The organism is Microbulbifer sp. SE14 (assembly GCF_059834885.1).
In genome coordinates, this window is sequence record NZ_JCBAJA010000025.1 from 41,970 (window position 1) to 64,017 (window position 22,048).

Consider the following 22,048-nt stretch of genomic DNA (forward strand, 5'->3'; position numbering starts at 1 on the left):
CCAGGTGACATGATGAAAAGAACCATTGCCCTGCTGGCACTCCTGATTATTCCCTGCACCCAGGCGGCGGAGCCGCGGCCGCCGTCCCGGATTATTGCCGAGGCCCCCGCCGAACACTGGCGGCCGGCCGACCCGCAAAATACCCTCTACCTGGACCTGGAAAACGGCCGGGTGATTATCGAGCTGGCGGAATTCATGGCCCCGGGACACGCCGCCAATATCAGGGCACTGGCCCGCGAGCAGTTCTACGACGGGCTCAGCGTCTATCGGGTGATCGAGGGTTTTGTCGCCCAGGGCGGTGATATGGACGGAGATAAGCCGACAGGGAAAGGCAGGCGCACTATTCCGGCGGAATTCTCCCGGAAAAACATCCCGGCGAATCGGTTTACTCCCCTGCCCGGCCCGGATGGCTATGCGCCGCAGACCGGATTTATCGACGGCTTTCCCGCGGCCCGGGATCCGCAGACCGACGAAACCTGGCTGGTGCACTGCAACGGCGCCTTCGCCATGGCGCGGGAACAGGATGTGAACAGCGGCGGTACCGAGTTCTATGCAGTTATCGGCCCGGCGCAGCGCTACCTGGACCGCAACACCACGGTATTCGGCCGCGTCCTCGAAGGCATGGAGGTGCTGCAGCAATTGCAGCGCGGTACAGAGGCGGGAGGGATTCTGGAGCAACCGGAGAACAACCGCATAGTGCAGCTGCGCCTGGCCGCGGACCTGCCGGAAAAGGAGCGCAAAAGCATCGAAGTGTTGAAGACAGATTCACCGAGTTTCGAGGAGCTGATCGCCGCGCGGCGCAACCGCCCGGAGGACTGGTTTGTCGCCCGGCCGGATTATGTCGACGTGTGCAGCGTTGGAATTCCCACCCGCTAAATAAACCCGCCCCAGGGGCGAACGAACTTTTGTTCGCCCCGACAATCGGGCGCAGTTCAAAGCGCCATCCAATCGATGCTGCATCTTTTGAAAAGACTTGTCGATCTGCAGCCTCAAGCGACTTCACGGGGTGAGTTCTGATACGAATGGCACTAAGTTAAGCGCGCAGTTGGCACAATGTAAGGCCCTGCCGCCGGTGGCCGCCCGGGAAAAGCGCCTGCGGCTGGTAAACAGACCGATGAGGCTTTTTCCCGGGCGGCCACCGGCGGCAGGGCCGAGTCGGAGCCCTTGACTTGGCGGCATTCAGTTCTGATACCGCCCGTTTACCTCAACACCCGCAGTTTCCTCCAGGCCGCGAAGCCGAACAGCGCCATCAGTAACAGCAGCGCCGTCATCACCTGCAGGATCACGGCTCCTGCCCCCGCCCGCTGGTAGCTGAACCGCGGCAGTGCGGCCAGGTTGACGCCGTCCGCCGAGCGCTCCTGGAGAAACAGCAGCGGAAAGTAGAAGTCCCGCTGCAAGTCGCCGTGGTAGGACACTATCTGGTCCAGGTAGCGCTGGTAGGCGAGCGCGTCCGTGTCGGCCAGGCGCTGCAGCGCCATCTGCAGGCCCATGACCGGCGACAGCCAGCTCCAGTTCAGGCCGGCCCGGTAGTGCTCCAGCCGTTTTTCCCGGTAGGCATCCGCCTCGCCGGCCACCGCCTCGTCGCTGCGCTGCTGCATGGCGTAGTACCACTTCCAGTCGAATCCGTCGCCCAGGGGTGCTGTCTCAGCCCACTGCGGATGCTCGGCGAGGTAGGCGGCGAACTCCGCCCGCTTGTCTTTGTCCCAGCTGCCGTTCATGGACTCCCGCTGCTCCACCTGGGCGGCGATGGCCAGGCCCAGTTCCCCGCTGTCCATGCGCGCCAGGTAGGAGATCCCGGGGACCAGGAACGCCAGGGCGATCCACAGCGCGCTGTAGTAAACGAGGTTCTGGCGGCGGTTGCCGTTGAAGCCGATCAGCCAGGCCACCAGCGCGAACCAGAACAGCTGGTACAACACCAGGAGCGCGGCGACTGCGGCGAACCCGGCGGGATCGGCGATCCCCAGGATCAGGCAGGCGAGTCCCAGCACCGTGAGGTTCAGCGCGAAGAGCGCAGCGAAGCGCACCGCCAGGCGGGTGAAAATCAGCCTGCCCGGCGAGGGCGCGGACGCCGCGATCAGCGGCCAGCGCCGCGCCTGCTGGTCGTCGGCGACGATATTGACCGCGAGCACGCCGATCAGCAGTGGCAGCAGGTAAACCCAGATAAATCCCAGGTCCAGGCGCCCGGACGGGGCGCGCTGGTAGTTCTGCAGGGCGCTGTCGTTCATCTGCCCCTGGATCGCCAGCAGGCGCACGCGCATGCTGTTGTTGTAGTCCGCCCGCTGGCCGGGAAAGAGCGCGTTCCACGCAGTGGGCTGGTGCCGGGTGGGCATGGCGGTGTAGTAGCCCACCTGCCCCGCGGTGTACACCGGATCGCCGCTCTCCGCCAACACGTCCGACCAGTGCGCGCGCTGCTGCTCGAAGCGCTGCTCGGTAACCGCGAAGTCGGCGGCGGACTGTTTCAGGGCCTGGTGGCCGGCAAAAATGGCCAGCAGGCACAGCAGCCCGTAGAAGACCAGCAGTGCGCGGGTCACCGCCGAGCGGAAAAAGACCAGTGTTTCAGACTTCACCAGGTTCATGCTGTCCTCCTGCGAAAAACCACGATTGCTACAGCCGCCCACAACAGCGCCGCCACCGCCAGCAGGGCCAGCCGCTGCGGCGACAGGTCCAGGGTTGGGCGTCGGTACTCAAACGGGGCGAAGGCTTCCCAGTGGCTGCCGTCGAGCCGGGTATCTCTGTCGGTGTGGTAATCGAGCTTGCCGGCGTGGAGCCCGTTGAGCTCGCTGATCATGTCGAAACGGTAGGCCTCCGCCTGGCGCTCGAAGTCGTAGTAACTTTCCGCATCGGTGCCGGTGATCTCGGTGGAAAGCCTCGCCACCAGGGCGTAGGGCGATATCAGTGAAAGCCAGTCGTAGAAGCGGTCCTGCCGCCGGTAGGTGTCGATCAGCCCGCGGTAGTGCTCGTCGAACACCATGGTGCCGATGCGCTCGCCCTCCTGCATGACGATGCCCCGCCAGTTGACGGGCAGGTCCTCCACCCGTTCGACGCCGTAGCGGGCGAGGACACTCTCGCGGAAATCGTTGAAATAGGGATCGTCGGGATTGTGGGAATCGCCGATCCGGGCGATGGCGTTTTCCACCTGGATGTCGAAGGCCGAGCGCGAGGGCGCCGGGTAGACGACTTCGCTCACCGTGGTCAGCGTCCGCGGCACCAGCACCACCCACAGCAACCAGAGCCCCAGCGCAAACAGCAGGCTGCGGGCACTGGAGCGGCTGTGGTAGGACACCAGCAGAATGGCCAGTATCCACACCAGCCAGTAACCGAAGTAAAGCAGCAGCCCAATCCCCAGGCGCAGCCACACGTCGCTATCCGCCGCCACCGGCGAGGCGAGCACGAAGGCCCCCGCGATCACCGCCAGGAACGCCAGGTAGAAGGCACTGATCAACAGGAACACCAGTCCCTGGCCGGCGAGGAATTGCAGCGGCCTGACGCCCAGGCTGAGCAGCAGGTTGAAATTGCCGTTGGCGCGCTCGTCGCTCACCGCGCCGTGGGCCAGGGCAACCAGCACCAGCGGCCACAGCACCAGCACCAGGGTGGCCACCGACAGGTAGCCCAGCCCCAACTCGCGGGCGCTCACGGTGAACTGGCGCAGCCCGCTGCTGTTCTGCCGGTGGGCCTCCAGGAACAACACGTTGCCCACGTAGGGGTTGACCCCGGCATCGAGAAAAGCCAGCGGCGAGCTGAAGCGGAACGCCAGGCTGCCGTAGTGGGACACCCGGTGCGGGTGGCGGTCGGGCTGGGTGCGGAACAATTCGTCGTTGACCTCCTGCCAGTGGGCCTGGGTGGCGAAAAATGCCTGTTGCTGGTGCCAGTGGACAAAGGCCACCGCGGCCGCCAGCACCAGGCTCAGGGGCAGGAGAATCCGCAGGGTGCGGCTGCGCCACTGCCGCACCAGTTCGCGTCTGAAGATTGCACTGATCATGGTTAGAGCTTCCAGGTCACGGAGAGGTTGCCGTTGCGGCCGTCCAGGGGGGAGTGGATGGTGTCGGTGCCCGCCTGGGCGAAGTCGTATACGTATTCGGCGTAGCGGTCGAACAGGTTGTTGAGCTGCAGGTCGATCGCGCCCCAGTCGGTGGCGTAGCTGAAGTTGACCCCCACTCGCGTGTAGTCGCCGAAGCGGCCGCCGGCGTTGGCCTCGTTGACGTAGTAGCCACCCTGGCTGTCGAGGTGCAGCTTGGCGGTGAGCCTGGCGGTGAGGTCGGCGTCGGCGCCCAGGGAGGCGGTGTGGTCCGGCACCCCGCGCAGCTGGTTGCCGACGTTGGCGGCGTTGGCGCTGTCGGTCCTGACGATCGCGGTGTCGATCCAGCTGTAGTTCGCCCACAGCGACAGGCGCTGGTGGAGCTGCCAGTTCACCCCCAAATCCACGCCGCGGCGCCGGGTCTCGCCCACGTTGCGGGCGTCGCCGTCCACCACCACATATTCGTCGCTGGCGGTCTGCCCCCAGCGCGACAGCCGCCACTCCAGCGATCCACTCGGCAGCCAGCGCAGGCCGCCCTCCCAGCCGTCGTTGACCGACACTTGCCGCGCGCCGGTGTCGCCCGCGGTATAGGCACTGGCACCGGTCGGGTGCTGGAAGCTGCGGCCGCCGTTGGCGAACAGCGTCAACGCCGGCATGGGGCTGATGAAGAGGTTGAATTTCGGCTGGGCGATCCAGCCGAAATCGTAGATGTCGCCGTCGGCCTGCGCGCCATCGGCGGATGTGCGGGTGAAGTCCCCGTCGATATGGTCGACGCGATAGCCCAGGTTCCAGCGCAACCAGTCATTCGGCCTGTGCTCCAGCTGCAGATAGGAGCCGACCGAGTCAAAGCGGTAATCGAAGTCGCGGATCACCGCCGCCGAATCGCGCCGGCGGGTTTCGCCCCGGGTGCCGAAGCGCTGCTCGACGATGTCCTGGCGCTCGACGTCCAGGCCCCAGTTCAACTGCCACTGCTCGCCGAGGCGCCACAACAGCTCGCTGCTGAAACCGCTGTGGTCCTGATCGTCGTAGCGGTTCTGGACATCACCGCCGGCGCTGAAGCGCACCCAGCGCTCGCGCTCGAAGTTCTGCCGGTACAGCCGGGTCTGCCAGTCCAGCGCCGGCGTCAATGCCGTGTCGATATGCAGGCTCAGGTGCCCGACGGACTTCTCGCCGCCGTCGCGGCCGGCGTAGTCGGCGGAGGCGCGGGGATGGCGCCGCGCGGTGTCTTGGTCCAGATATCCCGGCGCATCCCCCTGGTAACCCGACAGCCTGGCGATCAATGCCGCCTGTGTGTTTTCGCCGACCTGGTAGGCCCAGCGGCCGGAGAGTGCGTATTTGCGCAAGTCCGTGTGGTCGCGGTAGCCGTGGGCCTCGCGGTAGCCGAATCCGTAGCTGTGGCTGAGGCGGCCGTCCTCCCAGCCGCTGTAGCCCTGCAGCTCCCTGCTGTCGTAGCTGCCCGCGGTTGCCTGCAGCACCGTCCCCACATCCGAGCGGGTGGTGACATTGTTGTTGCCGGCGATATTGAACAGGCCGTAGCGCGGGTCGCTGGTGCCCTTGAACACCTGGATATGGTCGATCATCAGCGGGAACAGCTGATCCAGTTCGGAATAGCCGCTGTGCAGGTTCGACGGGATGCCGTCGATCAGCAGCTTGGCGTGCGGGCTTTCCCCGTCGGTGGAAAAGCCGCGGATGGACAGGGCGGTATTGATGATGCCCTGGTTGAAGCGGTAGAAATAAACCCCCGGTGCCTTGTTCAGCAGCTCCAGGGTGTCGTTGACGTGCTCGTAGTCGAGCTGGTCCCGGCCGATCACGTCCAGGGCGCCGGCGAGATCCTCCCGCGCCTGCGCCGGCTGTTCGCCGATCACCACGACGGTTTCCAGGCCGGCGCCCTGCTGCTGTGCGGCGGCGACACCGGGCAGGGACAGCAGGGCCCCGGGGCAAAGGGTGCAGAGGAAGCGGGCAAGCGGTTTCATCTGCATCTCACACCTCCGCCAGGCCGACGGCCGGCGCCAGCTGTTCACCGAAGTAAATGCGCTCGACGTCCTCCAGGCGAATATCGGCCGTGGGGAAAACCGCCTTCAGTTCCCCCTGGCGCATCACGCCGATGCGGTCCGCCAGCAGGTGTGCGCACTGCAGGTCGTGGGTCACCATCATCACCGCACAGCGATTCGCCCGCAGTGTCTTCACCACTTCGATAAAATCGCGGGTGGCAACCGGATCGAGTCCTGAAGTGGGTTCGTCCATCAGCACCAGCCGGGCGTTTTTCAGCAGCGCAAAGGCGATCACCACTTTCTGGCGCATGCCCTTGGAAAACTGGCCCAGGTGCCTGCGGTGATCGGCGGGATTCAGCCCCACTGTATCTAACGCTTCGGCAATCGACTGCCGATTGAGGTGCAGCGCCGAGACGGCAGCCAGGTATTCGATATTCTCGATCGCATCCAGGTCGTCGTAGAGGCTGACGTTTTCCGGGATGTACATCAGGTGGCCCCGGCTGGACGACGTCGGCTCCAGCAGGCTTTCCTCACCCAACAGTGCCTCGCCACTGGTGGCGGGAGTCAGGCCCAGCAGCATTTTCACCGTGGTGGTCTTGCCGGCGCCATTGGAACCCAGCAGGCAAAAGACCTCGCCGGCGTCGATTGAAAAGGAAATCCCCTTGACCACGGGCTGGCCCCGGTAGGACTTGCAGAGATCGGTAACCTTCAGCATGTACATCCCCTGTTGGAAGAAAGGTGAGCGGAACCGCGGCCCGACTTTGGAACCCCCGTCGGACGGTGCCCGCGGCTGCGCTGAAGGATACGTTATATCATAGCTCAAATAAACCCCAGCGGATGCGCGCTCGTATTCAACTTCCATTCGGACTCCTGCCCGAAAGCACGCCACGCATTCCTCACTGCACATTTCTCACCAAGAGAAACGCGGGCAAGGACCAATACTGTTAAGTTAATCCTCCCGTAGGAGCCTGCCCTGCAGGCGAACAAGAGCGGAGCTCCGTCGCCGTTCGCCTGCAGGGCAGGCTCCTACAGAACGGCTTGGGACTAGAACCTGTCCACCGCCAGGGGCCGCAGATCCACTTCCGGCTCCCGCCCCGCGATCAGGTCGTCGACAATCTCCGCCGTCACCGCCGCCTGGGTCAGCCCCAGGTGCTGGTGGCCGAAGGCGAAGTAAATATCCTGCTGCCGCGGCGCACGGCCGATTACGGGAAGCGAATCGGGCAATGACGGGCGGAACCCCATCCAGCGCTTCGCCTCGCCCAACTGCAGCCCCGGAAGAATCGTCTGCGCATGCTCGTACAGGATATCCGCGCGGCGGTAATCGGGCTCGGCCTGCAACCCCGCCAGCTCCACGGTGCCGGCCAGGCGCAACCCCTCCTCCATCGGCGTCATCACGAAGGAGCGCTCGAAGGACACCATCGGCCGGGTCAGTTCGACATCCGGCTCGGGCAACATCAGGTGGTAGCCGCGTTCGGTATCCAGCGGCACCCGGTAGCCCAGCTGTTGCGCCAGTGGTTTTGACCAGGCGCCGGCGGCGACTATCACCCGGCGCGCAGAGAGGGTTTCGTTTTCCAGCAGAACGCCGGTGCGACCGTCGGCTTCGGGCTTCAGTTGCAGCACCTGGCCCCGCTCTATTTCTCCGCCGCTCTCGCGAAAACAGCGCGCCAGTTCCCGCACCAGCCGCAGCGGATTTACCGTGTGCGCGGTATCGGGAAAATAGAGGCCGCCGGCAACGGCGTCGCTCAGCGCCGGCTCGAGATCGCGCAGTGGTTCCGTATCCAGCTCCTCGACATTCACTCCATAATCGCGCAACAGCTTCACCGTGGCTTTGTTCGCCTGTCGGCCCCTATCCGTCTGATACAGGGTCAGGGCGCCGCGTTTGACCATCAGTTCCTGCAGCCCGGTGCGCGACAGCAGCCGCTCGAAGCTGGGAATGGAGCGGCTGTTCAGTTCGCGCAGGCTGGCCGCCGAGGCGCGCGCGTTGGCGGGCAGCGCGGCGCGGGCGAAGCGCAACAGCCAGGGCAGCATGTGCGGGAAATAGGACCAGCGGATCGCCAGCGGCCCCAGCGGGTCCAGCAGCAACTTCGGGATGGACAGAATCGTCCTGGGGTTTGCCAGCGGCAGCACCACGTCGGTGGCGAAGTGGCCGGCGTTGCCGGACGAACATTCCTCCCCCGGCGCGCCGCGATCCAGCAAAACCACCCTGTGACCCCGGCTCTGCAATCTTTCGGCGATGGCGGTGCCGACTATGCCGGCACCGACCACCAGGGTTTCCACTTCGCGCCTCATATATGGCTCCCGGCACCTGCATCGCCCCCGGCGATTGCCCGGAAGGCATTGCGGCTCTGGTTCTCCACGCCGTCTTCATGCACCACCACACAGTCCTCCACCCGCACGCCGCCATAGCGGCGGAACCGATCCACTTTTTCCCAGTTTACGTGCCGGCTGTGGAGGCTGCGCGCCAGCTCGCCCATCAGCATATCCGAGAAATAGATGCCCGGCTCTATGGTAAACGCCTGGCGGGGCTCCACCACACGCACCAGGCGCAGGAACTGGGCCCTGGGATCCCGCTCGAACTCGTCGCCGGCCGGGCTCTTCAGGTAGCCGCCCGCGTCGTGCACCTGCAGGCCGATAAAGTGACCCAGGCCGCAGGGGAAGAAGTAACTGCTGATACCCCGCTCGACAATATCCGCCGGCTCCAGCTGCACCAGGCCGAAGCGCGACAGCAGGTGGGCCAGGCGCAGGTGTGCGCGCCAGTGCAGGTCGGCGAAGTCCATGCCGATGCGCACCTCGTCCACCAGCGCGCGCTGCTCCTCGTCCACGGCCACGACCAGCTCCGCGTACTCGCCGCTGCGATAGGCGTAGCTGCGGGTGATATCGCTGGCGTAGCCGCGGAAGCCTGCACCGGCGTCGATCACCAGGGAGTGGATGTCCCGGGGCTGCATGCGGCTGCGGTCGGCGCCGTGGTAGTGCAGTATCGACCCGTGATGGTTCACCGCGACTATATTGGCATAGGGCAATTCGCATTCGAGCACCCCGGCGCCGCGCAGGTAGGCGTGGTGAATATCCAACTCGGTGCCGCCGTCCAGGAAGGCGTCGCGGGCGGCGTTGTGACCCCGCGCGGCGATCAGGTTGGCGCGTCGCAGGCAGTCGATCTCGTAGCCGGTCTTGTAGGCGCGCTGGTAGTGCAGCTCGGCGATCAGCCGCTTGGGGTTGACCTGCTCCGCGCCCAGGTCGCCGAGCAGTTCCGGAACATCACCGATATAGGCGGTGCCGCTCGCTATTGCCGGCAGGGCCGCCCTTATCTGTTGCGGCGACCTGGCCAGCACCACATCGAAGTGCTTGACCCAGAAACCCTCGGGGTCCTCCGGCGGCTTGTGCCAGTAGTCCTCCGGCTGGAAGTAGATCAGCCGCGGCCTGGCATCGCCCTCGATCACCAGCACCGAGTAGGGGTGCTCCAGCAGCGGCAGCCAGTGCTTGAAATGCGGATTGACCCGAAAGGGGTAACTGTTGTCATCCAGGAAAGGTGCACCGGGCGCGCCGGCGTGTATCAGGACGCGGTCGAAGCCGCTGTTTCCCAACGCCCGCGCGTGCCGCGCCCGCAGTTCGGCGATATGTTCGTGGTAAAGCAGGTCCAGGTTCATCGTAAAGCCTCAATTATTTTGTAACCGGTTTTTGTTGACAGCCTTCGCAAACTTTATTTATTGTACACAATAACAACTCAGCGAAAAGTGATTTCTTTACCGGCCCCGGCCCAACCGCCGCGGGCAATACCAATGATGAGGAAGTGTTATGCAGATCGAATGGAGCGGCGTTTTCCCCGCGGCGACCACCCAGCTCAACGCCGACGAGAGCCTGAATATCCCGGCCACCATGGAACACCTGGAAGTGATGCTGAATGCCGGTATCAACGGCCTGGTCATGCTGGGCACCGTGGGGGAGAACTGCTCTCTCTCCCTCGAGGAAAAGATCGAGGTGCTGGGCGCGAGCGTGAAGCAGGTGGCCGGCCGGGTACCGGTGCTGACCGGTGTGGCCGAGTACACCACCACCGGCGCCTGCGCCTTCGCCCGCGCCGCCAAGGAGGCCGGTGTAGACGGCCTCATGGTACTGCCGCCCATGTCCTACAAGGCCGACAGCGATGAGGTGGTCGCCCATATCCGCGCCGTGGCCGAGGCCACCGATCTGCCGGTGATGATCTACAACAACCCGGCCTGCTACGGCGTGGACATCTCCGCGGAAACCGTGGCCGAACTGGCCAGGGTGCCCAACATAGTTGCGGTGAAGGAATCCTCCGACGACCCGCGCCGCCTGACGGATATCGCCAACCTGGTGGAGGAGGATTTCGTGCTCTTCTGCGGCGTGGACGACCTGGCCCTGGAGAGTGTGGCCCTCGGCGCCCACGGTTGGATCTCCGGCCTGGTCAACGCTTTCCCCCGGGAAAACCGCCTGCTGTGGGACCTGGCCACCAGCGGCAACTACGAGGAGGCGCGCAAGGTCTACCGCTGGTACACCCCGCTGCTGCACCTCGATACCAAACCCAAGCTGGTGCAGTACATCAAGCTGGCAGTGCAGGAGTGCGGCTACGGCAGCGAAGTCTGCCGCAATCCGCGCCTTCAGATCGACGGCGCGGAGCGGGAAGAAGTGCTGGAGATTATCCGCAAGGCGATCGCCACACGCCCGGTAATTAAATAAGGACCACGGACTGTAGGAGCCTGCTTGCAGGCGAATAACCAAGGTGGCTACCTGCTCATATCCTTCGCCTGCAAGCAGGCTCCTACAAGTGTTCCCCCTCAAGGCAGGAACAAGGAATGACATTACATCCCGTACTGATCGCGGGCGAGTGGCGCCAGGCGGCCGGGGAAGGCCGCTTTTCCCCCGACAATCCCGCCACCCGCTCGCCCATCGACCAGCAGTATCCGGTCTCTGACTGGAGCGACTGCGACCAGGCGCTGGACGCGGCCACTGCGGCGGCGCGGGAACTGCGCCAGCTACCGGCGGAAAAGCGCGCGCGTTTCCTGGAGTGCTACGCCGACAAGATAGACGCGGCCAGGGACGAAATCGCCACACTGGCCAACCTGGAAACCGCCCTGCCGGTGGCCCCACGCCTGGCGGAAGTGGAACTGCCGCGCACCACCAACCAACTGCGCCAGGCCGCCGCAGCCGCGCGCGAGGGCTCCTGGGCCCAGGCCACCATAGACACTCAGCTGGATATCCGCTCGCAACTGGCCCCGATGGGCCCAGTTGTCATCTTCGGCCCGAACAACTTCCCGCTGGCATTCAACGGCGTCTCCGGCGGCGACTTCGCCGCGGCCATCGCCGCCGGCAATCCGGTGATCGCCAAGGGTCACTCCGCCCACCCGGGCACCTGCCAACGGCTGGCGGAACTGGCCCTGGCCGCGCTGGTAGAAACCGGGCTGCCCGTCGCCACGGTGCAGCTGATCTACGCCACCGCGAAGGAAAACGGCCTGCGCCTGGTCAGCGACCCGCGCACCGGCGCCAGCGCCTTTACCGGCTCCCGCCCGGCGGGCTTGGCCCTGAAGCGAGCAGCGGACGAGGCCGGCAAGCCCATCTACCTGGAACTCTCCAGCATCAACCCGGTGGCGATACTGCCCGGCGCCCTGGCCGAGCGCGGTGCGGAAATAGCGCGGGAATTCGCCGACAGCTGCCTGCTGGGCACCGGCCAGTTCTGCACCAACCCCGGCCTGGTCATAGTGCCCGCCGGCGAGGAGGCAGAACTGTTTGTCGCCCGCGCGGCGAAACTCTTTGACCAGGCTCCGGCGGGCACCTTATTAGGCGCCGGAGCCAAATCCGGCCTGGCCAGCGCCATCGCAACCCTGCACAGTGCCGGCGCCATGCCGTTGACCGGCACAGGGGGCACGGACAGCGGCCGCTACTGCCTGCCCAACACGCTGCTGCGTGTCAGCGGCGAGCAGTTCCTGCAACAGAGCCACAAATTGCAGACCGAGGCCTTCGGCAATGCGGCGCTGGTCGTCGTGAGTGAAAATAGCCAGCAGACCCGTGCCATCCTGGAATGCCTGGAGGGCAATCTGACCGGCTGCATCTATTCCCATAGCGGCGGCGAAGACGAGGCCGACTACGCACTGCTCGAACCGCTACTGCGGGACAAGGTCGGCAGGCTGCTGAACGACAAGATGCCCACCGGGGTGGCGGTATCCCCGGCGATGAACCACGGCGGCCCCTACCCGGCCAGCGGCCACGCCGGCTTTACCGCGGTGGGCATACCGGCATCGCTGCGCCGCTTTGCCAAGCTGGAGTGCTACGACAATGTGCGCCACCACCGGCTCCCGCCACTGTTGCAAAACCAGAATCCAGGTGCTGCCTGGCGGCTGATCGACGGCAGCTGGACCCAGCGCAGTATTCTGTAATACTCACAGCCACCGCATGCGGCGGCTGACAATGATGCGAATTAGCGGAAGAATAAGAAAATAAACTGGAGAAATTCACCGTGCACAGCATTGAGGTTATCGATTCCCATACCGGCGGCGAACCCACCCGCGTGATCGTCAGCGGCGGCCCGGACCTGGGCTCTGGCAGCATAGCGGAGAGACTGGAAAACTTTCGCCGCGACCACGACCAGCTGCGCACAGCCCTGGTGCGCGAACCGCGAGGGTCCGATGTCCAGGTAGGCGCCCTGCTCTGCGAACCCGTCGACCAGGGCTGCGCGGCCGGGGTGATCTTCTTCAACAACGTCGGCTACCTGGGCATGTGCGGCCACGGCACCATCGGCCTGGCGGTGACCATGGCGCGGCGCGGCCTGATAGGCCCGGGCGAACACCGGCTGGAGACACCTGTGGGCGAAGTGTCCTTCGTATTGCACAACAACCACCGGGTCAGCATCGACAATGTGCCCAGCTACCGCTATCGGAAATCTGTTGCCGTGGACGTGGATGGTTTCGGCACGGTGCGTGGAGATATCGCCTGGGGCGGCAACTGGTTTTTCCTGGTGTCCGAACACGACCAGCTGCTGGACGCCGACAAAATCGATGCCCTGACCGACTACTGCTGGCGCATCCGCCGGGCCCTGGAGCGCGACGGCATCACCGGCGAAAATGGCGGCGAGATAGATCACATAGAACTCTTTGGCCCGCCCTCCGACCCGGCAAAAGCAGACAGCCGCAACTTCGTCCTCTGCCCCGGCAGGGCCTACGACCGCTCCCCCTGCGGCACTGGCACCAGCGCCAAGCTGGCCTGTCTCTATGCGGACGGTGTGTTAAAGGAGGGCCAGATATGGAAACAGGAAAGCATTATCGGCAGCGTCTTCGAGGGGCAGGTGCGCGTCGACGGAGAAAAGATCATTCCCACCATCACCGGCAGCGCCTATATCAGTGCGGAAACAAAACTGGTGCTGGAGCCGGAAGACCCGTTCGTGCACGGCATCAACGGATAACCCAGGAGCCGGAAATATTAGCTCCCTCTCCCGCTTGCGGGACAAATTTGAAGGGATCAAATTTGGACACCGAAAGCGCCCGAAGGGTGCGCGCCATGGGGAGCGCGCATCACTGGGGCCAGGGGAGAGGGCCAACCCCCGCGCTACGAAGCCAACTTATTGCTGTTCAGGTAATCAATCATCCGCGAAACCGCTTCCCGCTGCTCGCGGATATGGTGCGACAGCGCCTGCCGCGCCCCCTTCCAGTCCTGAGCCAGCAAACACTCGATAATATCGCAGTGCTCCTGCGCCATTTCCCGTTTCACCTTCTCGTCGATCACCGCGTAGTTGAACAGCGCATTGTAAAAGGGACTGTAGCGGGCAAAGAACTCGCGGATATAGCGGTTGCCGCAGCGCTCTATCCAGTAGTCGTGCAGGTCGAAATCCAGCCGGGATCTATCGCTGCCGCGCGCCGGGCGGTTGGCCTGGAGCATTTCCCGCAGCTCGCCCTCGTCAAAATGCCTGCGGGCCAGATCCAGGGCCTTCAGCTCCAGCATCTCGCGGATCTCCAGGTAGTCGTGCATATCCTGTTCGCTGAAGGCCCGCACCCGCCAGCCGCAGCGCGGCACATGCTCGATCAGGCCGGCGCCCGCCAGGCGGGAGAAAATCTGCCGCACCACCGTGCGCCCGGCACCGTACTTTTCCGCGGTGGCCTGCTCGCGCAGGTACTCGGTGTCCTGCTGCAGGCTGCGGGCGATCACATCCTTGCGGATCTGCTCTTCCAGGTTCTTTTCATAGGCCGCCGGCGCCGGCGTCTCCACCTTGATTCCCTTGACGGCATCCGGCACCACTTCCAGGCGGCCGTTCTCCTTGCGCCGGATAACGCCCTCCTCCACCAGTTCGTCGATCGCGTGGCGCACCGGTGTCAGGCTCACCTTGTAATGCTCGGACATGGCTCCAAGGGTGAGTTTGTAGGGCAACCTGCCCTGCGCCTGCAGCGCTGCTTTGACATCGGTCTTGATAAATTCGGTAATGGTCATAGCGCCAACTGTTGCTATTATCCCCGCGCTGGAACACGCCCGGGCAGTGTTCCATACTATTGGACTGATTTTTTTGGAATAACAGGCAGTATCGCCCATGTTGGAAAAGCTGAGCAAGCTACTCGATGTCGAAGAGCTGGACCGCAACCTCTTTCGCAGCCGCCACCACGTGGAAAACTACCGCAAGGTGCTCTTCGGCGGCCAGGTACTGGGCCAGGCCCTGATGGCAGCCAGCCGCACCGTCGAGGAGCGGCTGCCCCACTCGCTACACGCCTATTTCCTGCGCCCCGGCAGCAGTGAACTGCCGGTGATCTACGACGTGGACCCGATCCGCGACGGCGGCAGCTTTACCACCCGCCGCGTGGTGGCCAAGCAGAAGGGCCGCGCCATCTTCAATATGTCCGCCTCCTTCCAGATCCGCGAGCCGGGCTTCGATCACCAGGTCGATATGCCCACCAGCGGCATTCCCGAGCCGGAGAGCCTGAAGAACACCCAGCAGCTGGCCCAGGAAGCGGGACTGGTCAGCCCCCAGCACGACCAGCGCCGCTTTATGATCGACTTCCGCCCGCTGGATCCGCACAGCTACTTCGGTGCCGAGGTGCGCGAAGCCCGCTGCATGTTCTGGCTGCGCGCCGAGGGCGAGATGTCCGACGACCCGCTGGAGCACCGCAGCGCCCTCTGCTACGCCTCGGACATGGCCCTGCTCGGCACCGCCCTGCAGCCCCACCCCATCTCCCTGTTCGACCCGCACCTGATGCCGGCGAGCCTGGATCACGCCATGTGGTTCCACCGCGAGTTCCGCGCGGACGAATGGCTGCTCTACGTCACCGACAGCCCCTCCGCCAGCGGCGCGCGCGGCTTCTGCCGCGGCCAGATCTTCACCCGCGAGGGCGTCCTGGTGGCCTCCACCGCCCAGGAGGGCCTGATCCGAAAAATAAAGTAAATCAGTGGTTTACAGCGGGGAATTGGCTGATATAATGCGCCCCGCTTCGCTGATGAAGCACTTCAAATGTCGGTGAGTAGCGCAGCCTGGTAGCGCACTTCGTTCGGGACGAAGGGGTCGGAGGTTCGAATCCTCTCTCACCGACCATTTTCCCGCTCTCCTCCGCCATCCGGCAGTTTTTCTTCCAGACTTGAATCCCCACCCGGGGCACCGTTACGCTTGTCCGCTGTCCAATCTGTCTCAAGTTTCCGGATAGGCGTTTCTATGCTGTTGCGATCGGTTGTCACCCTTCCTCTCCCCCTCCTTGTCCTGCTCCTGCCCCTGGGTGCGCTCGCGGACAGCTACAAGCTGCTCTACCGGGCCGAACTTGACCCCGAGTCCGGCATGGCCGAGGTGGAGATAAGGCTCGAGGGTGAGACACTGCCCCGCAAGCTGTCCCTGAACCTCTCCTCCGGCCGCTACTCTGATCTGCAGAGCGAGCAACCCCTGGAAGTAAGCGAAAAGCGGGCCGTGTGGCGCCCGGAAGGCACCAGCGCGAGCCTCAGCTACAAGTTCGCCATCAACAACCGCAAAGACAGCGGCAGCTACGACTCCCGTATCACCAGAGACTGGGCGATACTGCGCAGCGACAAGCTGATACCGTCGATGTCGGTATCCGGCAAGGGGCGCTCCAGGGCGGAACTCCAGCTGGTACTGCCGGAGGGCTGGTCCTCGGAACTGCCCTATCCAGAGATCGAAGAACACCGCTACAAGCTGCGCGACCCGGGCCGCCGCTTCGTGCGCCCCAAGGGCTGGATGATCGCCGGCAAGATCGGCAGCCGCCAGGACATCATCGCCGGCATCGACGCCAAGGTGGCCGCGCCCCTGGGTCAGGACATCCACCGCCAGGACACCCTCGCCTTCCTCAACTGGAACCTGCCGGAACTGGTAAAGGTATTCCCAAAATTCCCCAAGCAGCTGCTGATCGTCAGCGCCGACGATCCCATGTGGCGCGGCGGCCTGTCCGGCACCCGCTCCCTGTTCATGCACGCTGACAGGCCCCTGATCAGCGGCAACCGCACCAGCAGCACCATCCACGAACTGGTGCACGTGGCGACGGGCATCAGCGCCGGAGACAAGCAGAGCGACTGGATAGTAGAGGGCCTGGCCGAGTTCTATGCCGTGGAAATCCTGCGCCGCTCCGGCGGCATCAGCGAGCGCCGCTATGACGAGACCATGGACAAACTGGCCGAATGGGGCCGCGAGGCCCCCAGCCTGCTGGTCAAACGCTCCTCGGGCCCCATCACCGCCCGCGCCGCCGGCGTGATCCGCCAACTGGATGAAGAGATCCGCGAGGCCAGCGGCGGTGTGGCCAGTATCGATGACGTAGCCCGCGGCCTGGCCGAGAAGCGCGGTGAAGTGACCCTGGAGAGACTGAGGAAGCTGGCCGAGGAAGCCGCCGGCCGCCCCGTCGAAGCCCTGGCCATAGAGAACCTGCGCGACGAAGACGCATAAGCGGCCAAATTGCAGGCAAAAAAAAGCCCTGACGACGGGGGGGGGGAGAGCGTCAGGGCCAAGACCATTAGGAGTGAAACTTGGAGGATTTCATCCTTACCACACAGCGGGCGACCACCTAGCGGAGCGCCCTACCGGCGTTACTGAGCACGTTTGGGGGAGGTCGTGCTAGCCAGTTACAGAGAAGTATCGAACAAGGCCGCCAGATTGCCAGCCGGCCCCCAACAGAAATTTAGAACGATTGGAAATAGTTTCGGCGAATCTCAAGCAAAAAGTTATTAGACCGCCGATTTTTGTATAAAAAATCGGCACCCCTCCCCTCTCAAGCTAAGCCCCCTTATCTCGCCCCAACCCGAAACTCCGAAAGATTAGCGCCCCTCTCCCGTTTGCGGGAGAGGGGCCGGGGGAGAGGGCGCCTGCCGAAGCCTCGCGGCCAATACGCTTCCCTTCTGTACCAGCCACCACAACTCCGCTTGACTAATCCCGGGCAGTCTCTAGAATAGCGCCCTCTTACACGCCCAACCGCGCGTAAGTATAAGAAAATGCTGGGATTTTTCGATCCAATCCGCTAGAATCCGCGGCGTTTTCACTTCCGCTCAGCGCGGAATAAAGGCTAGGTGGCAGAGTGGTCATGCAGCGGACTGCAACTCCGTGTACGCCGGTTCGATTCCGACCCTAGCCTCCATTTTCCCCATCGCCGACCTGCCCCCTGTGAAGTCCGGCGATCAGCGAGGGCCCGATCCAGGTATCGGACTCAATCAGAGAAACCCTCGCACACCTCCCCGCCCGGGTGGTGGAATCGGTAGACACAGGAGACTTAAAATCTCCCGGCTTTACAGCCGTGCCGGTTCAAGTCCGGCCCCGGGCACCACATCTTCTGAGAGTTCCCCTGCCGCTATTTTGGCACACCTAAAGGTCCTCAGGTTTCACGCCACCTCTGAACAAGTGCATTTTTCTATCTATCGCGTAGCGGAAGTTGCCTGCCTCGCCTTCTCCGCAACTTTTTTGGATCAATTTCGCCTGGAAGTAACGCGCCGCTCGCCCACAGAGCTCCGGAGTCCCCCAGCACTCACTTCCTTCATTCTTATCAACTCACAATTCCCCATGAATAGATGCCGAGAGAGTTGCGGGGCTCTGGCGATAGGAGCCTCGCCGAAAAGCTTTCAGCAATGAATTCACCGCACACCCCTAAAATAGCGCCATGAGGGTTAAGGCATGCTGGGCTAGACGCCAATTTAGACGAGGAAGAGCGAACCTCACCAACTCCTATACTCGAGGTAACAGCCACCGCAACTGTGACCGGATGCAGCAAACGGAGTTAGACACCATGGCAACAATCACCTGGGCATGCCTAGAATGTGGCAAGGAGAGCCTGAAGCCAATCAATGTCGGAGATGAAAATGCGGCAAAGGCCCTGATCCGGCAATTGAGAGAGGACTTTGACAACGGGCAGCACCTGTTTATCTGTGCCGTAGAGTTATGCGAAGGGAAGATGTATCCAGTCAGGATAGAGGGGATCGGCTGAACCTCGCCCGGGAGACGCCACTCCAGACAGCCTGTCAAAAGGGCCAGCGGGCTTCCATCGGCCGGAGCCGACAATTGCCCGGCACGCAAATCTTGCCGGGCATGAATCTCAGGACTTACCGCTGCTCTCGTCACTCATCAACGTCGGCCAGGCCGCGCGCAGGTAGAGCACCATGCTCCATAGCGTCAGCGCCGCGGCGATGTAGAGCAGTACATAGCCGATCATCTCCATCACCGGATACTCGCGCACGTCGAAGGCCAACAGCACGATAATCGCGGCTATCTGCGCGGTGGTTTTTATCTTTCCGATATAGGAGACGGCCACGCTGCTGCGTTTGCCCAGTTCCGCCATCCACTCGCGCAAGCCGGAGACGGCGATTTCGCGGCCGATAATGACGGCGGCGGCGATGGTGAACCAGGCGTTCTGGTGCAGGCCCACCAGCAGTACCAGGGCGGTGGCGACCATCAGTTTGTCGGCGACGGGATCGAGGAAAGCGCCGAAGGGGGTGCTCTGGTTGAGTTTGCGCGCCAGGTAGCCATCCAGCCAGTCAGTGGCGGCGGCCGCCGCGAAAATGATGGCGGAGGCGAGGTAGCTCCACTTGTAGGGGAGGTAGAAAACCAGCACGAAAACGGGTATCAGTGCGACGCGGAGGAGTGTCAGTTGGTTGGCTAGTGTCATGCTAACTGCTGGTCCTTTTTTCGCCTGCGGGCAGGCTCCTACAAACTGGGGCGTAACTTACCAAGCCAGGTGGCAAATTGGAACTCGGGCTCTCTTGGTGCGCACGGCGCACCCTACGACTGCGGGAGCCTGCAGGACAGGCTCCCGCAAGGTCAGTGCAGCGACTGTTTAATTATTCGCTGTGCAATGCCGAGTATATATCCTGAGCGAGTTTCCGGCTGACGCCTTCGACGCCGGCGATTTGGTCGACGGAGGCGCGGCGGATTTCCTGCAGGCCGCCGAAGTGGCGCAGCAGGGCGCGGCGGCGCGCCGGGCCCACGCCGGGGATGCCCTCCAGCGGGGATTCGCGGCGCTTCTTGTCGCGGCGCTGGCGATGGCCGGTGATGGCGAAGCGGTGGGCCTCGTCGCGCACCTGCTGAATCAGGTGCAGCGCCGGCGAATCCGCCGACAGTACCAGCTCTCTGTTCCCTTTATTATTATTACTCGCAACCACATGCAGTGTCTCGAAGCCGGCCTTGCGGGTGGTGCCCTTGGCGACGCCGATTATCTGCACGCCGACGACGCCCAGTTCGTTGAGGGCGTCCACCGCCTGGCGTACCTGGCCCCTGCCGCCGTCGATCAGCAGGATATTGGGGAACTTGCCCTCCCCGCCCGCCAGGCGCGTGTAGCGCCGCTTCAGGGCCTGGGCCATGGCCGCGTAGTCGTCGCCGGGCTGGATATTTTCGATATTGAAGCGGCGGTAGTCGGACTTCACCGGGCCGCCGGTATCGAAGACCACACAGGAGGCGACGGTGGCCTCGCCGCCGGAGTGGCTGATATCGAAACATTCCAGCCGCTCCGGCAGCTGTTCCAACTCCAGGGTCTCCTGCAACGCCTCGAAGCGGTCTTGCAGCTTCTGCTGCGCGGCGGTGCGACTACCGAGGTTCTGCTCCGCGGCCTGCTGGGCCATGGTGACCCAGGTGGCGCGGTTGCCGCGCAGGCGGTGCACGATACTCACCTCGCGGTCGCTCTGTTCCTTCAGCGCCTCCTGCAGCACCTCGACATCCTCTATCGGTTCCGAAGTGAGAATTTCCCGCGGCACTTCCCGCTGGCTGCCGAGATAGAACTGCGGAATAAAGGCGGACAGCAGTTCCGCGCTGGAAAGCCCCAGGCGCTCGTCGGGGAAATAGCTGCGGCTGCCGAGTATACGCCCCTGGCGGATAAACAGGATGTGCACACAGCAGGAGCCGCCCTGGCTGGCCACGCCCAGCACGTCCACGTCGCCGTGGGCGCGCTCGGCCACTTGGTCCGCCTGCAGGCGCCGCAGGGCGGAGATCTGGTCGCGCAGGTGCGCGGCCCGCTCGAATTCCAGCTCCCTGGAGGCCTTGTCCATCTCGTCCGCCAGTTCGCGGATGATCCTGTCGCTCTTGCCGGTCAGGAACATCTCCGCATGGCGCACGTCCTGGCGGTAGTCCTCCTCACTGATAAAGTCCACACAGGGCGCGGTACAGCGTTGTATCTGGTATTGCAGGCAGGGGCGCGAGCGGTTGCGGAAGACGCTGTCCTCGCAGGAGCGGATGCGGAAGGTCTTCTGCAGGAAATTCAGGCTGTCGCGCACCGAGGACGCATTGGGAAAGGGGCCGAAGTACTCCCCTTTTTTTCTTTTGGCACCGCGGTGAAAGGCGATGCGCGGAAAGGTGTCCCGACTGGAAAGAAAAATATAGGGGTAGCCCTTGTCGTCCTTCAGCATGACGTTGTAGGTCGGGCGCTGGGACTTTATCAGGCTCTGCTCGAGGACCAGGGCCTCCGTCTCGCTGCGGGTGACGGTTACCTCGATATTTTCGATGCGCTGCACCAGCGCCATGGTCTTGGCGGTAAGGCCGGAGGCGCGGAAGTAGCTGGAGAGACGGTTGCGCAGGTTCTTGGCTTTGCCCACATAGAGGATGCGGCCGTCGGCGTCGAACATCTGGTAGACGCCGGGCTTGCGGGTGACGGTTTGCAGGAAGCGTTTACTGTCAAACATCTGGTGGTAATTGGAGAGGCATTGCCCGGCGGAAACCATGATCGCGGCCAACGGCGGATGGCCGCCCCGCCGCTCCTACAAAGGTGGATTCTACCACGGGGAGTTATAAGGCGGCTTCCGGGTCCAGTATCTGGTATTTCACCGCCAGCAGGGTCAGCTCCACATCACTGTGGATGCCGAGCTTTTCGAAGATGCGGTAGCGGTAGCTGTTGACGGTCTTGGGGCTCACCGACAGGGTATCGGCAATCTCCGCCACCTTGTTGCCGTTGACGATCATCACCGCGGTCTGCAGCTCCCGCTCGGACAGGTCATCGAAGGGCGAGGTCTTTTCGGCCTTGCCGCTGACATTGCGCAGGGCCATCTTGGTGGCCATGGAGCTGCTGATATAGACATCACCGGAGTAGACGGTACGGATGGCCTTGACCATTTCCTCCAGGTCGGCACCCTTGGTCACGTAGCCCCTGGCACCAGCCTGCATCAGGCGGCCGGGGAAGAGGTCGTCGTCCAGCGCGCTGACGGCAATCACCCTGGCTTCGGGGTAACGGGACAGCAGCTTGCGGGTGGCTTCCAGCCCGCCCATGCCGGGCATCCTGACGTCCATCAGGATGACATCGACTTCCGCCTGGCGTGCGAAAGCCAGCGCCTCTTCGCCGCTGTTCGCCTCGCCGACGACTTGTATATCACTGACGTCACCCAGCATGCGCGATATCCCCATGCGCACCAGGTCGTGATCGTCCACCACTAAGACTTTGATCAATTTAGCCCCAACTACGGATAAATGCAGTGGCTGCGCTGGGCACATCTCCAGCCGCACGCGCTCTTTTGACTGCGTTCTTGTTTTTGCCTGCGGGATTGGCAGCCCGCCAATCCCGCGTAGATCCATCCACAGAGCCTTCTCGCAACATACCAGACAAATTCGCTGCTGCAAAGCGAGACAAGCGTGTCAAATACTGCCAGATAGACAGATAAGGCC

Annotated in this window: 17 protein-coding genes and 3 tRNA genes; 10 read left to right on the top strand and 10 right to left on the bottom strand. The window is 63.6% G+C overall.

From position 1 onward, the window contains the following. Positions 1 to 12 precede the first annotated feature (12 nt). Positions 13 to 876, top strand: a complete 864-nt coding sequence (locus AC6R19_RS16650) for a peptidylprolyl isomerase (RefSeq protein WP_500580980.1) — start codon at positions 13 to 15, stop codon at positions 874 to 876. Between the two features lie 323 nt (positions 877 to 1,199). Here the strand turns inward: AC6R19_RS16650 and AC6R19_RS16655 are convergent, their stop codons facing one another. From AC6R19_RS16655 to pepQ, 6 genes are all read right to left on the bottom strand, one after another. Continuing rightward, the gene (locus AC6R19_RS16655; RefSeq protein WP_500580981.1) at positions 1,200 to 2,576 is read right to left on the bottom strand and encodes a DUF3526 domain-containing protein; all 1,377 of its coding nucleotides are present in this window, start codon (positions 2,574 to 2,576) and stop codon (positions 1,200 to 1,202) included. After that, positions 2,573 to 3,979 (bottom strand): ABC transporter permease, encoded by a 1,407-nt coding sequence (locus tag AC6R19_RS16660; RefSeq protein WP_500580982.1) that lies wholly within the window; start codon positions 3,977 to 3,979, stop codon positions 2,573 to 2,575. The genes AC6R19_RS16655 and AC6R19_RS16660 overlap by 4 nt, the downstream gene beginning before the upstream one ends. A gap of 2 nt (positions 3,980 to 3,981) precedes the next feature. Further along, on the bottom strand, positions 3,982 to 5,994 hold the full coding sequence (locus AC6R19_RS16665) for a TonB-dependent receptor (protein WP_500580983.1): 2,013 nt from the start codon (positions 5,992 to 5,994) through the stop codon (positions 3,982 to 3,984). Position 5,995: 1 nt separating this feature from the next. Then, positions 5,996 to 6,721 carry an ABC transporter ATP-binding protein gene (locus tag AC6R19_RS16670; RefSeq protein ID WP_500580984.1) on the bottom strand — a complete coding sequence of 242 codons (726 nt, stop codon included), beginning with the start codon at positions 6,719 to 6,721 and terminating at the stop codon, positions 5,996 to 5,998. A gap of 329 nt (positions 6,722 to 7,050) precedes the next feature. Next, positions 7,051 to 8,295 carry an NAD(P)/FAD-dependent oxidoreductase gene (locus AC6R19_RS16675; protein ID WP_500580985.1) on the bottom strand — a complete coding sequence of 415 codons (1,245 nt, stop codon included), beginning with the start codon at positions 8,293 to 8,295 and terminating at the stop codon, positions 7,051 to 7,053. Further along, positions 8,292 to 9,650 (bottom strand): Xaa-Pro dipeptidase, encoded by a 1,359-nt coding sequence (gene pepQ, locus AC6R19_RS16680; protein ID WP_500580986.1) that lies wholly within the window; start codon positions 9,648 to 9,650, stop codon positions 8,292 to 8,294. The genes AC6R19_RS16675 and pepQ overlap by 4 nt, the downstream gene beginning before the upstream one ends. A 148-nt stretch (positions 9,651 to 9,798) precedes the next feature. Here pepQ and AC6R19_RS16685 point away from each other — a divergent pair, with 148 nt between their 5' ends. The 3 genes from AC6R19_RS16685 to AC6R19_RS16695 all read left to right on the top strand — a co-directional run bounded on the left by AC6R19_RS16685 (position 9,799) and on the right by AC6R19_RS16695 (position 13,414). Beyond that, complete coding sequence (locus AC6R19_RS16685) at positions 9,799 to 10,698, top strand: dihydrodipicolinate synthase family protein (protein WP_500580987.1); 900 nt, start codon at positions 9,799 to 9,801, stop codon at positions 10,696 to 10,698. Positions 10,699 to 10,814: 116 nt separating this feature from the next. Continuing rightward, a complete protein-coding gene (locus AC6R19_RS16690) occupies positions 10,815 to 12,392 on the top strand; it encodes an aldehyde dehydrogenase (NADP(+)) (protein ID WP_500580988.1) in 1,578 nt (525 codons plus the stop codon). An 80-nt stretch (positions 12,393 to 12,472) separates the two neighbouring features. Further along, positions 12,473 to 13,414 carry a 4-hydroxyproline epimerase gene (locus tag AC6R19_RS16695; RefSeq protein WP_500580989.1) on the top strand — a complete coding sequence of 314 codons (942 nt, stop codon included), beginning with the start codon at positions 12,473 to 12,475 and terminating at the stop codon, positions 13,412 to 13,414. 143 nt (positions 13,415 to 13,557) lie between these two features. On the opposite strand, the gene AC6R19_RS16700 is transcribed toward AC6R19_RS16695, so the two are convergent. Next, positions 13,558 to 14,433 (bottom strand): GntR family transcriptional regulator, encoded by an 876-nt coding sequence (locus AC6R19_RS16700; RefSeq protein WP_500580990.1) that lies wholly within the window; start codon positions 14,431 to 14,433, stop codon positions 13,558 to 13,560. Between the two features lie 97 nt (positions 14,434 to 14,530). Between AC6R19_RS16700 and AC6R19_RS16705 the strand changes: the two genes are divergently transcribed. The 6 genes from AC6R19_RS16705 to AC6R19_RS16730 all read left to right on the top strand — a co-directional run bounded on the left by AC6R19_RS16705 (position 14,531) and on the right by AC6R19_RS16730 (position 18,395). After that, positions 14,531 to 15,376 carry an acyl-CoA thioesterase gene (locus tag AC6R19_RS16705; protein ID WP_500580991.1) on the top strand — a complete coding sequence of 282 codons (846 nt, stop codon included), beginning with the start codon at positions 14,531 to 14,533 and terminating at the stop codon, positions 15,374 to 15,376. A gap of 70 nt (positions 15,377 to 15,446) precedes the next feature. Then, positions 15,447 to 15,523: transfer RNA gene (locus tag AC6R19_RS16710), tRNA-Pro, on the top strand. A gap of 117 nt (positions 15,524 to 15,640) precedes the next feature. Beyond that, positions 15,641 to 16,870 carry a hypothetical protein gene (locus AC6R19_RS16715; RefSeq protein WP_500580992.1) on the top strand — a complete coding sequence of 410 codons (1,230 nt, stop codon included), beginning with the start codon at positions 15,641 to 15,643 and terminating at the stop codon, positions 16,868 to 16,870. Between the two features lie 611 nt (positions 16,871 to 17,481). After that, a tRNA-Cys gene (locus AC6R19_RS16720) sits at positions 17,482 to 17,555 on the top strand. Between the two features lie 99 nt (positions 17,556 to 17,654). After that, positions 17,655 to 17,741 (top strand) — tRNA-Leu (locus AC6R19_RS16725). Between the two features lie 456 nt (positions 17,742 to 18,197). Continuing rightward, positions 18,198 to 18,395 carry a hypothetical protein gene (locus AC6R19_RS16730; protein WP_500580993.1) on the top strand — a complete coding sequence of 66 codons (198 nt, stop codon included), beginning with the start codon at positions 18,198 to 18,200 and terminating at the stop codon, positions 18,393 to 18,395. 108 nt (positions 18,396 to 18,503) lie between these two features. On the opposite strand, the gene pgsA is transcribed toward AC6R19_RS16730, so the two are convergent. The 3 genes from pgsA to uvrY all read right to left on the bottom strand — a co-directional run bounded on the left by pgsA (position 18,504) and on the right by uvrY (position 21,832). Continuing rightward, the gene (gene pgsA, locus AC6R19_RS16735) at positions 18,504 to 19,073 is read right to left on the bottom strand and encodes a CDP-diacylglycerol--glycerol-3-phosphate 3-phosphatidyltransferase (protein WP_500580994.1); all 570 of its coding nucleotides are present in this window, start codon (positions 19,071 to 19,073) and stop codon (positions 18,504 to 18,506) included. Positions 19,074 to 19,245: 172 nt separating this feature from the next. Then, positions 19,246 to 21,075, bottom strand: a complete 1,830-nt coding sequence (gene uvrC / locus AC6R19_RS16740) for an excinuclease ABC subunit UvrC (protein ID WP_500580995.1) — start codon at positions 21,073 to 21,075, stop codon at positions 19,246 to 19,248. Positions 21,076 to 21,178: 103 nt separating this feature from the next. Beyond that, positions 21,179 to 21,832: a UvrY/SirA/GacA family response regulator transcription factor gene (gene uvrY / locus AC6R19_RS16745; RefSeq protein WP_500580996.1), complete on the bottom strand. Its 654-nt coding sequence runs from the start codon at positions 21,830 to 21,832 to the stop codon at positions 21,179 to 21,181. Between the last annotated feature and the right edge of the window lie 216 nt (positions 21,833 to 22,048).

Coding starts and splice junctions, on each gene's coding strand:
- AC6R19_RS16650 (WP_500580980.1), top strand. CDS start 13: ATGAAAAGAACCATTGCCCTGCTGGCACTCCTGATTATTCCCTGCACC.
- AC6R19_RS16655 (WP_500580981.1), bottom strand. CDS start 2,576: ATGAACCTGGTGAAGTCTGAAACACTGGTCTTTTTCCGCTCGGCGGTG.
- AC6R19_RS16660 (WP_500580982.1), bottom strand. CDS start 3,979: ATGATCAGTGCAATCTTCAGACGCGAACTGGTGCGGCAGTGGCGCAGC.
- AC6R19_RS16665 (WP_500580983.1), bottom strand. CDS start 5,994: ATGCAGATGAAACCGCTTGCCCGCTTCCTCTGCACCCTTTGCCCCGGG.
- AC6R19_RS16670 (WP_500580984.1), bottom strand. CDS start 6,721: ATGCTGAAGGTTACCGATCTCTGCAAGTCCTACCGGGGCCAGCCCGTG.
- AC6R19_RS16675 (WP_500580985.1), bottom strand. CDS start 8,295: ATGAGGCGCGAAGTGGAAACCCTGGTGGTCGGTGCCGGCATAGTCGGC.
- pepQ (WP_500580986.1), bottom strand. CDS start 9,650: ATGAACCTGGACCTGCTTTACCACGAACATATCGCCGAACTGCGGGCG.
- AC6R19_RS16685 (WP_500580987.1), top strand. CDS start 9,799: ATGCAGATCGAATGGAGCGGCGTTTTCCCCGCGGCGACCACCCAGCTC.
- AC6R19_RS16690 (WP_500580988.1), top strand. CDS start 10,815: ATGACATTACATCCCGTACTGATCGCGGGCGAGTGGCGCCAGGCGGCC.
- AC6R19_RS16700 (WP_500580990.1), bottom strand. CDS start 14,433: ATGACCATTACCGAATTTATCAAGACCGATGTCAAAGCAGCGCTGCAG.
- AC6R19_RS16705 (WP_500580991.1), top strand. CDS start 14,531: ATGTTGGAAAAGCTGAGCAAGCTACTCGATGTCGAAGAGCTGGACCGC.
- AC6R19_RS16715 (WP_500580992.1), top strand. CDS start 15,641: ATGCTGTTGCGATCGGTTGTCACCCTTCCTCTCCCCCTCCTTGTCCTG.
- AC6R19_RS16730 (WP_500580993.1), top strand. CDS start 18,198: ATGGCAACAATCACCTGGGCATGCCTAGAATGTGGCAAGGAGAGCCTG.
- pgsA (WP_500580994.1), bottom strand. CDS start 19,073: ATGACACTAGCCAACCAACTGACACTCCTCCGCGTCGCACTGATACCC.
- uvrC (WP_500580995.1), bottom strand. CDS start 21,075: ATGTTTGACAGTAAACGCTTCCTGCAAACCGTCACCCGCAAGCCCGGC.